Origin of the sequence: Yoonia sp. (assembly GCF_046292185.1) — a bacterium.
In the GTDB taxonomy this organism is placed as follows: Bacteria; Pseudomonadota; Alphaproteobacteria; order Rhodobacterales; family Rhodobacteraceae; genus Yoonia.
The window spans coordinates 1-12,090 of record NZ_JBKBQY010000097.1 but is presented as its reverse complement, the minus strand read 5'-3'; the positions used below and the strand labels follow the sequence as shown (position 1 = coordinate 12,090).

The window sequence follows — 12,090 nt, the reverse complement described above, 5'->3', positions numbered from 1 at the left end:
ATCTGCGCCCCAGAGGTCTACAGTCTGTCGTCCGAGTCGGAAAGAAGAGAAGCACCATGAAAAAAGATGATCCCTTTGGTTTCGATATGTCCGTGTCGGGGTCCAAGAAGAAAAATCCGCGCGGGCGGCGGGGGATGTCGGGTGCCTCCGAAACCTCCAAACGTGTATGCGATCACCCCGGCTGCAATGAACCCGCACCGTTCCGCGCCCCCAAGGCGCCCGATGTGCTGGATGATTATTTCTGGTTCTGTCAGGAACACGTCCGCGAATATAACCTGAAATGGAATTTCTTCGACACTGCGTCAGAGGCGGAACTGGCAGCCCAGATGACCAACGATCGTGTCTGGGATCGGCCCACCAAACCGTTCAAACGTTCGGTCGAAGAACGCGCCTGGGCACGGCTTGGCGTCAATGACGCGCATGAGGTGCTGGGTCAGAACGCCACACGCAATCCGGGCCGCGGGGCCGCTGTGGGCCGCAAGCTGCCCCCGACTGAGCGCCGCGCGATCGATATTCTGGAGGCCAAGGATAATTGGTCGAAACAGGAGATCCGCAAGGCGTATAAATCGCTGATCAAGGTGCTGCACCCCGATATGAACGGCGGCGACCGTTCTCAGGAAGAGCAATTGTCCGAGGTGGTCTGGGCCTGGGACCAGATCAAGGTCAGCCGGAATTTCCGCGACGCGGATTGACCGCTTACTTGCGATAAAAATAGGTCTGTGACAGCGGGCTGAGCGCTGACATCGCTTCTTGCTGTTTTAGCCGGACCCACGCTTGCCTTGCGGCATCGGCCTGAACGATGACACGATGTACGAGCATCACGCCGACAAACCAGATCACCCCGATCAGCGGCTGAACCAATATGCCTGTCAGCACCATCAGTGGTGCCTGGATCGTCCCGTAAAGCGGCATGATCATCGTGCCGCCGATCACCGAGGCCAGAAACAGCCCGACGCAGCACCCGATCAGCGCGCGCATATTGCCCAGCACACCCGGATAGCCGATCCATCCCCGCGCGAGGCGCAAGGAAAGCGGGCCCGCAAGCAGTGTCGCCAGCAGCATCCAATAGTCGTAAATTCCTGTGACCGCACCGCTGACCGGGAAATAGCCCGAGGACCGCAGCACAAAAACGCCCACCCCGGCCGACATCACCGCAAAGCAGGCGTAGGCAAAGGCAACAGCCTTGTTCTCGCGCGTCAAAATAGACGCCTTAGACAATCGCGACCACATCGCGCTTTTCCTTCAAGCTCAAATTAAAGGCTATAGGCCCATGGACGAGGTTGCGGCAACTTTAAAAAATCTCAGCCACAACTGATAATTATCAAATGGTATCAAGATTCGTCGTTTTCGGCAATCTTTTTACAGTTAGCAGACTCAGCCATGACCGGGGTGGCGCTTGCCGTGGGCTGCGTTATGTTGCATCCGAGACTGGACAGCGACTTATGAATCGAAAAGGCAAGCGAATGGCCGACGGCACCACAGACATGCATGCAAAACCAACCGAAGACATTTCCGTCCGGGACGTGTTTGGCATCGACAGCGACATGAAGATCAAGGGCTTTGCAGAGCGCACCGACCGTGTGCCCGAAATCGACAGCACCTATAAGTTCGATCCTGACACGACTTTGGCGATCTTGGCGGGTTTCGGCTATAATCGCCGGGTGATGATCCAAGGCTATCACGGAACAGGTAAATCGACCCATATCGAACAGGTTGCGGCACGGCTGAACTGGCCCTGCGTGCGTGTCAACCTTGACAGCCACATCAGCCGGATCGACCTGATCGGCAAGGACGCGATCAAGCTGCGCGACGGCGTGCAGGTCACGGAATTTCACGAAGGCATCCTGCCTTGGGCCCTGCGCAACCCGGTGGCCATCGTATTCGACGAATATGATGCAGGCCGCGCCGATGTGATGTTCGTCATTCAGCGCGTGCTGGAAACCGACGGAAAACTGACGCTGATGGATCAAAACGAAATCATCACCCCAAATCCCTATTTCCGGCTGTTCGCAACGGCCAACACCGTGGGTCTGGGCGATACGACAGGTCTTTATCACGGCACGCAGCAGATCAACCAGGCGCAGATGGACCGCTGGTCGTTGGTCGCAACGCTGAATTATCTCAGCCACGATGCAGAGGCGGCCATCGTACTGGCGAAATCCCCGCATTATAACAATGAAAAGGGACGTCGGATCATCAGCCAGATGGTCACCGTTGCCGATCTGACCCGTACCGCTTTCATCAACGGGGATTTGAGCACGCTGATGTCGCCCCGCACCGTGCTGGCCTGGGCCGAGAATGCGCGGATTTTCAAAGATGTCGGCTATGCGTTCCGGCTGTCGTTCCTGAACAAATGCGATGAACTGGAACGTCAGACCGTGGCGGAATTCTATCAGCGCTGCTTCGATGAGGAGCTGCCAGAAAGTGCGGCAAGCATGAGCCTAGGGTAAAAAGTAAGGCGGGGCAAACCCCGCCCTACGGCGATATTTAACATGCAGGGCGGGTTTTCCCCGCCCTTTCTTATTTATCCACGCGCAGCTTTGGTCGCGTTTGCCCACCAGACGACATCATCCAGCGTGGCTTGTACCGATGGCATCAGATGATCGGCAATCGTGTCGATCTCGTTGTTGGACCCCAGCGGGTGGACCGCGAAGAAATCACCGCCGCCGATATGCACGGCGTTGCGTGTCGGCACCATCTGCAATTCGATTGCGATCGTGCGCAGGTGCTCCAGCGCGCGGGTGCCGCCGACAGAGCCATAGGCGATGGCCGACATCGGCTTGCGGTTCCATTCGTTATAGGCCTGATCCAGCGCATTCTTCAGCGCGCCGGTGACTGACCGGTTGTATTCGGCCACGACAAAGATGAACCCGTCGAATTCGCCGATCTTCTGCTGCCATTTCACAGCGCGTTCGTCCGTAGAAGGCATCCACAGGTTGCTGGCGGCCTCATCAAACAATGGCAGGTCGAAGTCACGCAGATCGACCAGTTCGACATCCATGTCATCGCGCGCCTGTGCCTGTTTCAGCATCCATGCGGCGGGCTTGTCGGCAAAGCGGGTTTCGCGGGTCGACCCGATGATCAGGGCGATTTTCGGTTTGGTTGTCATGTCATCTCTCCAGATGTGAAAATGCGTATAGGTGACAGATGGCGTAAGGCGTGCTGCAATGAAACCGGCACCCTAGCGCAGCGCCTGTGCAAAAAAGCGCAAGCGCCGCTCACCCCCTTGCCCCTGCCCGCATCCGGTGCTTTATCTTTGCCATGCAAAAACCAAGCGACAATCCCGCCGATCCGTTCAAAAAAGCCTTGGCCGAGGCGACCAAGGTCATGGCCGATGACCCCGAACTGTCGGTGACATTCTCGGTCGATCCCTCAGGCCAGACGGCGGATACCATGCGGCTGCCTCAGGTCTCGCGCCGCTTAACCCGTGAAGAGGTGCTGCTGGCGCGTGGCACCGCCGATGCTTTCGCCCTGCGGCACAAATTTCACGACGCCGCGCTTTCCGCGCGGTACATGCCGCAAGGCCAGATGGCGCGCGATCTTTACGACGCGATGGAAACCGCAAGGATCGAGGCTGTGGGCGCGCAATATATGCCGGGCACCGCTGGGAATATCGACGCCAAGATCGGCAACGAGGCGCGGCGCAAAGGCTATGATCAGATCACCCAAGCCTCTGACGCGCCTTTGCCTGTCGCGGCGGGCTATCTGATCCGGCACTTGGCGACGGGGCGCGATCTGCCTAAAGGGGCCGATAACGTCATGGAATTGTGGCGCGGGTTCATCGAGGATCATTGCGGCGGGACGTTGGAAAATCTGTCCGCCACGCTGAAGGACCAGCAGGCTTTTGCGAAATTCGCGCGGCAATTAATCAGCGATCTGGGATATGGCGATCAGCTGGGCGATGATCCGGATCAGTTGGACGAAGATCAGGACGATGCCGCAGAGGATGGCAGCGACGATCAGGAAGAACCCGACAGCAGCGGTGATGACGACGGCGATACCGAGGAGGCCGAGGCATCCCCCGAACAAAGCCAGGAAAGCCAGCAGGACGCAAGTCAGGCACAGGTCAGCATGGATGATCAGGCGGATGCCGAGATGGGCGAAGAGGCCGAGATGCCCGAGGGCGAGGCCCCCAGTGAGCCCCCCCAGCCTGCGCCTGTGTCGGATGCTGATCCTGATTACAAGGTCGCCTATACCGCCTTTGACGAGGAAATCGGTGCGCAGGATCTGGCCGAACCGGTAGAGCTGGACCGACTGCGCGCCTATCTCGACCAGCAACTGGAACCACTGAAAGGGGCCGTTTCGCGGCTGGCCAACAAACTGCAGCGCCGGTTGCAGGCGCAACAAAACCGGTCATGGGAGTTTGACCGCGAAGAGGGCATCCTGGATGCAGGCCGCCTCGCGCGCGTGGTGGCATCGCCGACGACGCCATTGTCGTTCAAGGTCGAGAAAGATACCGAATTCCGCGATACCGTGGTGACCCTGTTGCTGGATAATTCCGGGTCGATGCGGGGTCGTCCGATATCCATCGCGGCGATCTGTGCCGATGTGATGGCGCGCACGCTGGAACGCTGTGATGTGAAGGTGGAAATCCTCGGGTTTACCACGAAGGCATGGAAAGGCGGCCAGAGCCGCGAAAAATGGCTGGCCGAAGGGCGGCCCGCCACGCCCGGCCGCCTGAACGATCTGCGTCATATCGTCTATAAATCCGCCGATGCGCCCTGGCGGCGGACGCGGCCCAATCTGGGTCTGATGATGAAAGAGGGGCTGTTGAAGGAAAACATCGACGGCGAGGCCTTAGAATGGGCGCATAGGCGGATCACGTCGCGCTATGAACAGCGCAAGGTGCTGATGGTGATATCCGACGGGGCGCCGGTGGATGACAGCACCTTGTCTGTGAACCCGGCGAATTATCTGGAAAAGCATCTGCGCGACGTCATAGCTATGATCGAAAAACGCAAGGCGGTAGAACTGGTCGCCATCGGCATCGGGCATGATGTGACACGCTATTATGAACGCGCAGTGACGATCACAGATGTCGAGCAATTGGCCGGTGCCATGACCGAACAACTGGCGAGCCTCTTTGACAGCGATCCGCGCAAAAGGGCACGGGTTCTGGGCATGCGCAAGGTCGGCTGATCCGGTTTTGGCAAGCCGGATGCCTTCGGCAAGAGTATTTTGGGAAAAAAGAAGTTGAGGAGATCAGGCGCGATGTTTCAAGGTTTTGAGGCGCAGTCACGTCCCGATCAGGGTCCGCCCCGGCTGGCCGCGTTGCGCGCGATCATGGCGGCAGAAGGGGTCGATGCCTATCTGGTGCCCCGCGCGGATGCGCATCAAGGCGAATACGTCGCACCGCGCGATGCGCGCTTGCGCTGGCTGACCGGATTTTCGGGATCTGCAGGTTTTTGCGTGGTCCTGGCCGATCAGGCCGGAGTGTTCATCGACGGCCGTTACCGCGTGCAGGTCCTGTCCGAGGTGGCCGATTGTTTCACACCTGTGCATTGGCCTGAGGTCCAGCTGGTGGATTGGATAAAAGCGGCGCGCCCGGCGGGTGGGGTGCTGGGTTATGATCCTTGGTTGCATTCTGTGGATGAGGTGGCGCGCCTGCGTGCAGCCCTGCCAGAGTTTGAGCTGCGCGCGGGCGACAATCTGGTGGACCGGATTTGGCCGGATCAGCCCGCCGCACCGGACGCGGCCTTCACCGCGCATGGGGTGGATCTGGCGGGCGAGGATCATGCGAGCAAATGCGCGCGTCTGGCCCATGATCTGGCTGCGGATGCCTGTGTGCTGACACTCCCGGATTCGATTGCCTGGCTGCTGAATATCCGCGGCAGTGATATCGCCCGTAATCCGGTGCCGCAGGCCTTTGCCATTCTGCTCAAGTCAGGCGCTGTGCGCCTGTTTGCGGGCGCGGGTAAGGCTGGGGATATTCTGGATCATCTGGGGCCGGATGTCAGTGTTGCAGATGTGGTTGATTTTGTGCCGGCACTGCGCGCGCTCAAGGGGAAGGTGCAGATTGATCCCAAATCCTGCCCTGAACTAGTGGCTGCATCCCTCCGCGAAGGCGCCGGGGACGTGGTGCATGGCGCTGATCCATGCGTTCTGCCCAAGGCCTGCAAGAATGTGGTAGAAATCGCAGGGGCCAAGGCGGCGCATGAACGCGACGCTGTGGCGTTGGTACGGTTTCTGGCTTGGCTCGATGACACGGCTCCCAAGGGAGGCCTGACCGAGATTGACGTGGTCCGCGCGCTGGAAGGGTTCCGGCGTGAGACAAATGAGCTGCGCGACATCAGTTTCGAGACGATCTGCGGTGCAGGGCCCCACGGTGCCGTCGTGCATTACCGCGTGAGCGAGGCGACCAACCGCGCGCTGGGGCAAGATGAATTGCTACTGGTCGACAGTGGCGGACAATATCAGGACGGGACCACCGATATCACCCGCACCATCGTGATCGGCACGCCGAAGCCAGACCATCGCGCCTGTTATACCCGCGTGTTGCAGGGGATGATCGCAATCAGCCGGATACGGTTTCCCAAAGGTGTGGGCGGGCAGCATCTCGATGCTTTGGCACGCGCGCCCCTGTGGCTGGCGGGCATGGATTACGATCACGGCACCGGCCACGGTGTCGGCAGCTATCTGAGCGTGCATGAAGGCCCACAAGGCCTGTCACGCCGGTCAGAAACTGCCTTGCAACCTGGTATGATCCTGTCGAACGAACCGGGCTATTACCGGCCCGGCGATTTTGGCATCCGCATCGAAAATCTGATTGTCGTGATCGACGCCCCTACCCTGAAAGGTGCCGATGACCGCGAGATGCTGGCCTTCGAGACACTGACATGGGTGCCCTTTGACCGACGGCTGATCGATGTCGACCTGCTGACGCGCGCAGAACGGGACTGGATTGATTGCTATCATGAGGCTACACTCCGCCTTGTTGGCCCCCGCCTTGATCCAGATGCCAGGGACTGGCTGATCGCTGCCTGCGCCGCCCTGTGACTTTGCTGTCATCCCATACATTTTTTACCAGAAGGATCACCCATGCCTGATCACATTTCAATTCGCCCTGCGACCGGTACATGGGTCGTGCGTGCAGGTGGTGCCGTGCTGGGCGAATCCTCGGATGCGCTGGAACTGACCGAGGGTGACTATCCTCCAGTGATTTATTTTCCGCGCGCCGATATCGCGACGGCGTTTCTGGAACCATCGGATACGATTTCCACCTGCCCGTTCAAAGGCCAGGCGACCTATTACGGGATCGCGGCGAAAAGCGGACTGATCAAGGATGCGGTCTGGTCCTATGAGGACCCCAAGGATGCTGTCGCCCGGATCAAAGGCTATCTGGCGTTTTATACTAGCAAAGTAGCAGTCGAAGAGGTTTAGGAATGTTCCTCGGCCGCCGTGTCTGACAGCGCGCGGTTCATCGCGCGCAGGGCATCGACGTGATACAGCGCGCCAAGTAATTCGGGCGTTTCGTTTTCGCCGCCCAGTGACAGGACCGGCAGGTAATGTTCACCACTGCGATCAAAGACTGGCATCCCCTGTTCCAGAGTGGCGATGCGGTCCAGATAAAGCCCCTGCTGCACAAGATCCCAGCATGCCTGTTCCGGTGCCGCACGCAGATGAGCCGTCACCGGGATGGTAGCGAGCAGATAGGCCTGCGGGCCTGCGGCAAGATGGACCTTGCGCCGTTCTAGCTGCGTCAGAAAGTACGACCTGTCCACGAGCCGCGATGACAACGCCGTCGAGAGAGACACGGCGACCATCACGGCAAGCCCGGTCTGCCAGTCGCCGGTCAGTTCAAACACGATCAGCGTGGTCGAGATCGGCGCACCAAGCACAGCGGCGGCCACGGCCCCCATCCCCGCAAGCGCATAAAGCGAACCTTCGCCCGAAACATTGGGAAAAACGGCGGTCGCGATCAGGCCGAAGGCAAGGCCGGTCAGCGCCCCGATCATGAGCGATGGCGAAAAGACACCGCCGCCCATGCGTCCCCCAATGGTGATGGCCACGGCAAGGACCTTGAGCGCGACAAAGATGATCGCTTCATGCAGCAAAAGCGATCCGGTCAGGGCGGCTGTGGTGGTTTCATAGCCGACGCCGATGATATGCGGAAACCAGATCGCCAACCCGCCCAGCAAAGCCCCCGCAATCGCGGGTCGCAGATAGCGGGGCAGATGGATTCTACCCTGCACGAAGCTTGCAAAATCATCGGCCCAGAAGATCGACTTCATCAGCACCACCGCGATCAGGCCGCAGACCAGACCCAGCAGCAAAAACGCGGGTAGTTCGACATAGAAAGCCAGCGCATTCTGCACCGGCAGGACAAATTCGGTGACATCGCCAAACACCAGCCGGTTGATGACCGTGCCCGCAACGGCGGCGATAACGATGGGCGCAAAGGCATGGACAGCAAAATGCCGCAGAACCACTTCCAGTGCGAACAAAGCTCCGGCGATCGGCGCATTGAAACTGGCCGAAACGGCGGCGGCAACGGCACAGCCCAAAAGGTCGCGTCCGGTAATGCCATTGGCCTTGATCATCCGGCTCACCATGGTGGACAGAACAGCGGCCAAATGGACGACGGGGCCTTCGCGCCCGCTTGACCCGCCGGTCGACAGCGTGATCAGTGACGCCGCCGCAGAGGCGAAACCGCGCCGCACCTCTACCCGGCCCCGCGCGAGCGCAGCCCCTTCGATCACCTCGGCGACGGAACGCACGCGGCCATCATCGGTAAACCGATGCATGATTAGTCCCACCGCCAGACCGCCGCAGATCGGAATCAGCAGCACATGATACCAAACCAGCCCCGCTGCAAAACTGTGCAGTGTCAGTATATCATCGGTGCCATAGACGCTTGATTGCAGCAGATAGATTCCAAGTCGAAACACGACGGCCGCGCTGCCGGCTGCGATCCCGATGGCGAGCGCGATGAACCAGAACTGCAGCTGTGTTGGTCCGTGCGTTTTCATCGCGCGAAGCCCATCCCGGCAAGCGCTTGCCAGATAGGTCGCGCATGCCTGAAACAGCACTTTGGTAGGAGTGCCCATTTACCGCCCTCTTGTGCCTGTCCTCTGCGATCCTTGCGACACTATTGCATGAGGCGATGAGCAAGCCCATGGCACGAAGTGGCTGTTTCAGGAATCGGTGTCGAAGGCATGGCAAGCGCTCCACGCTATAACGTCAATAGTACTGACGTACTTTAGACTGATTCTGAAGGTAGGGTCAGTAAGCCTGACATACTTTCGTATAGGTTGTACCGAATCTCGTCTCTCTGGTAGTGGTGCCCGCGAGGAGATTTTCCTCTGGTTGAGAACGAGTTTGCGGTCTTGGTGTCGTGTTGAGGCGACCCACTATCGCGTTAAGCGGGACATGTGTTTGCGCGTGACCCGTCAAAGAGAAAATTTACGGCGCCGGTTCCAAACTGCGGGCGCAGCTAGGTAATCAGTAAACTGTAATTGAGTATATTTAGAAAAAACGCATATTCATGGGGCGGCTTGGCGGGGTCTGGCAACAGACTTTGCTGATCCGCCCTAATTTTTTCAGGCTTTGATCAACGCCTTGGCCGCTTCTCGCGCGGCTTGCGTCACTGTATCGCCCGACAACATGCGCGCGATTTCATCGATCCTTGCGGCGGGATCCAGCGCCACAACCGTTGATAATGTTTCCGCGTCATTCTGGTGCTTTTCCACACGCCAATGAGAGCCGCCCAAGGCCGCAACCTGTGGCGAATGAGTGACGACCAGCACCTGTCCGCCCCTCGCAAGTTCTGCCAGTCGTCGTCCGACAGCATCGGCAGTCGCACCCCCGACACCACGGTCGATTTCGTCAAAGATCAGCGTCAGCCCGTCTGACTCTTGGGTCAGGCAGACCTTGAGCGCAAGAAGAAAGCGGCTCAGTTCCCCGCCCGACGCAATCTTGTTGATCGGCCCAGTGGGCGCGCCGGGGTTGGTCGCCACGGTAAAGGCCACGGCGTCGATCCCGTCCGGCCCAGGATCGGCATCCGACATCGCCGTAACAAAGACCGCGCGCTCCATCTTGAGCGGCGCAAGTTCGGCTGCCATGGCGCGGTCAAGCCTGCCTGCTGCTGACTGCCGCGCTGCGCGTAATTCGCCGGCTGCAGTGTCATAATCTGCTTGGGCGGTTTTCAACTGGTCGCTTAGTAACTTGATGTCTGCACCCGACCCGTCCAGCACCGCAAGCCGCGCACGCAGATCATCGGCAAAGCCGCGCAGATCATCGGGCAGGACATCATGTTTGCGTGCCAGGCCACGGATTGCAAACAATCTTTCCTCGGCCTGCTCCAAGGCGAAAGGATCGAAAGACAATGCTTCAAGACAGGTTTCGATACCGCGTTGGGCATCATCCAGCGACAGCATCATCGCCTCGATCGCGGCAAGCGGCCCATCCAGCTGGCCTTCTGCCTTGTCAGCCGCGCCCTGCAACCACCGTGATGCATCGTTGATCAGCCCTTCAGCCCCTTGCAAGCTCAGTGCGTCATGGGCCTTTGCGATATCTGCGCGGATCTTTTCGGCGGCTTGCATCAGGCGGCGCTGCGCGTCCAAGGTGGCCTCTTCGCCCGCTTCGGGGTCCAGCGCGTCGAGTTCGGTAACCGCATGGCGCAGATAGTCTTCCTCGGCACGGGTCTCGGCTATCTTTGCTTCTGCGCTGGCCAGCGCTTTGCCCGCTGCAGACAAGGCGCGCCAGGCGGCCTGCGTTGCGGTAAGTTCGGCCTGCACACCGGCAAAAGCGTCCAGCATCTGCCGGTGCCCGCGTGGGTTCAGAAGGCCCCGGTCATCATGCTGACCATGCAGCTCCACCAGCGTTTCGGACAGGGCGCGCAGCACCTCGCCGCTGACACGGCGATCATTGACCCAGGCGGTCTTGCGCCCTTCACGGGTGTTGATACGGCGGAGAATCAACTCATCCTCGACCTCCAGCCCCGCATCTTTCAGGATTGCGCGGGCGGGGTGATCTACGGGCAGGTCAAACCATGCCGTCACCTCGCCCTGCTCGGCACCCTGGCGGACCAGTTCGGCCCGGCCACGCCAGCCCAGAACAAAACCCAGCGAATCAAGCAGGATGGATTTGCCCGCACCGGTTTCGCCAGTCAGCACGTTCAGACCGGGCTGGAACGCGAGTTCCAGCCGGTCAATGATCAGCATATCCCTGATGTCTAAACCGCGCAGCATGTCGCACCCCGAAGGGCGGGATGACCCCCGCCGTGGTTAGAGCCACTCACCCCGGACCACCTGACGGTAAATCGACGCGAGCCAGTTGTCACCCGCAGGTTCAGCCGCAAGACCGCGCCCGTTGAGCAAGGCAAAGCTCGCCTCGTACCATTCGCTCGACTGGTAGTTATACCCAAGGATTGCGCCGGCGGTCTGCGCTTCCTGCGTCAGGCCCAGTGACAGATAAGCCTCGACAAGACGGTGCAGCGCTTCGGGTGTGTGGGTGGTGGTCTGGAAATCCTCGACCACGGTGCGGAAACGGTTCACGGCCGCAGGGAAATGCCCGCGCTTGAGGTAATAGCGCCCGATTTCCATTTCCTTGGCGGCAAGCTGGTCAAAGGCCAGATCGAATTTCGCGACAGAAGCGGCGGCATATTCGCTGTCCGGATAATTCTCGATCACCGCACGCAGCGATTGCAGCGCCTGAAATGTCAGACCCTGATCGCGGCCAATGTCGCTGATCTGATCGTAATAGGACAGTGCCAGCAGATAGGCGGCATAGGGCGCATCCTGTTCGGCCGGGTAGAAATCAAGGAACCGCTGCGCCGAGGCGCGGCTGTTGGGGTAATCGCGATCCTTGTGATAGGCGAACGCCTGCATGATCAGCGCACGTTGGGCGAATTCTGAATAAGGATAGAGCCGTTCGATCTCGCCGAATGTCACAGCGGCCCGGTCGGGGTTACCCGCCTCGACCTGTTGTTCGCCCAGATTGAATATCTGCTGGGCGGTCAGATCGTCCAAGGGGCGGTTATCACCGCCGCCACCGCCACAGGCCGCCAGCAAAATAAGGGCGGCAACCGCGCCCAGAACGCGTTTGTTTGTTTTGCTGCTTGTCACTTTAGCTGTCCTCATACCTGACTGC

10 protein-coding genes are annotated in these 12,090 nt (G+C 59.6%); 5 read left to right on the top strand and 5 right to left on the bottom strand.

All coding sequences use genetic code 11. The features are described from left to right. Window positions 1-56 precede the first annotated feature (56 nt). Window positions 57-692 carry a DnaJ domain-containing protein gene (locus ACK4TM_RS14770; RefSeq protein WP_409702601.1) on the top strand — a complete coding sequence of 212 codons (636 nt, stop codon included), beginning with the start codon at window positions 57-59 and terminating at the stop codon, window positions 690-692. Between the two features lie 4 nt (window positions 693-696). Here ACK4TM_RS14770 and ACK4TM_RS14765 read toward each other — a convergent pair whose 3' ends face one another. Next, window positions 697-1,200 carry a hypothetical protein gene (locus tag ACK4TM_RS14765; protein WP_409702599.1) on the bottom strand — a complete coding sequence of 168 codons (504 nt, stop codon included), beginning with the start codon at window positions 1,198-1,200 and terminating at the stop codon, window positions 697-699. Window positions 1,201-1,463: 263 nt separating this feature from the next. Here ACK4TM_RS14765 and cobS point away from each other — a divergent pair, with 263 nt between their 5' ends. Then, window positions 1,464-2,450 carry a cobaltochelatase subunit CobS gene (gene cobS / locus ACK4TM_RS14760; protein WP_409702597.1) on the top strand — a complete coding sequence of 329 codons (987 nt, stop codon included), beginning with the start codon at window positions 1,464-1,466 and terminating at the stop codon, window positions 2,448-2,450. A gap of 74 nt (window positions 2,451-2,524) precedes the next feature. Here the strand turns inward: cobS and ACK4TM_RS14755 are convergent, their stop codons facing one another. Then, the gene (locus ACK4TM_RS14755) at window positions 2,525-3,109 is read right to left on the bottom strand and encodes an NADPH-dependent FMN reductase (RefSeq protein ID WP_409702595.1); all 585 of its coding nucleotides are present in this window, start codon (window positions 3,107-3,109) and stop codon (window positions 2,525-2,527) included. A gap of 152 nt (window positions 3,110-3,261) precedes the next feature. Here ACK4TM_RS14755 and cobT point away from each other — a divergent pair, with 152 nt between their 5' ends. The 3 genes from cobT (at window position 3,262) to ACK4TM_RS14740 (ending at window position 7,380) form a co-directional block, all read left to right on the top strand. Continuing rightward, window positions 3,262-5,139 carry a cobaltochelatase subunit CobT gene (gene cobT / locus ACK4TM_RS14750; protein WP_409702592.1) on the top strand — a complete coding sequence of 626 codons (1,878 nt, stop codon included), beginning with the start codon at window positions 3,262-3,264 and terminating at the stop codon, window positions 5,137-5,139. A gap of 72 nt (window positions 5,140-5,211) precedes the next feature. After that, window positions 5,212-6,996 carry an aminopeptidase P family protein gene (locus ACK4TM_RS14745; protein WP_409702590.1) on the top strand — a complete coding sequence of 595 codons (1,785 nt, stop codon included), beginning with the start codon at window positions 5,212-5,214 and terminating at the stop codon, window positions 6,994-6,996. A gap of 42 nt (window positions 6,997-7,038) precedes the next feature. Further along, window positions 7,039-7,380, top strand: a complete 342-nt coding sequence (locus tag ACK4TM_RS14740; protein ID WP_409702588.1) for a DUF427 domain-containing protein — start codon at window positions 7,039-7,041, stop codon at window positions 7,378-7,380. On the opposite strand, the gene ACK4TM_RS14735 is transcribed toward ACK4TM_RS14740, so the two are convergent. The 3 genes from ACK4TM_RS14735 to ACK4TM_RS14725 form a co-directional block, all read right to left on the bottom strand. Next, the gene (locus ACK4TM_RS14735; protein WP_409702586.1) at window positions 7,377-9,047 is read right to left on the bottom strand and encodes a chloride channel protein; all 1,671 of its coding nucleotides are present in this window, start codon (window positions 9,045-9,047) and stop codon (window positions 7,377-7,379) included. The genes ACK4TM_RS14740 and ACK4TM_RS14735 overlap by 4 nt on opposite strands. A 492-nt stretch (window positions 9,048-9,539) precedes the next feature. Next, complete coding sequence (gene recN, locus ACK4TM_RS14730) at window positions 9,540-11,189, bottom strand: DNA repair protein RecN (RefSeq protein ID WP_409702584.1); 1,650 nt, start codon at window positions 11,187-11,189, stop codon at window positions 9,540-9,542. Between the two features lie 36 nt (window positions 11,190-11,225). After that, window positions 11,226-12,080: an outer membrane protein assembly factor BamD gene (locus tag ACK4TM_RS14725; protein WP_409702603.1), complete on the bottom strand. Its 855-nt coding sequence runs from the start codon at window positions 12,078-12,080 to the stop codon at window positions 11,226-11,228. Window positions 12,081-12,090 lie beyond the last annotated feature (10 nt).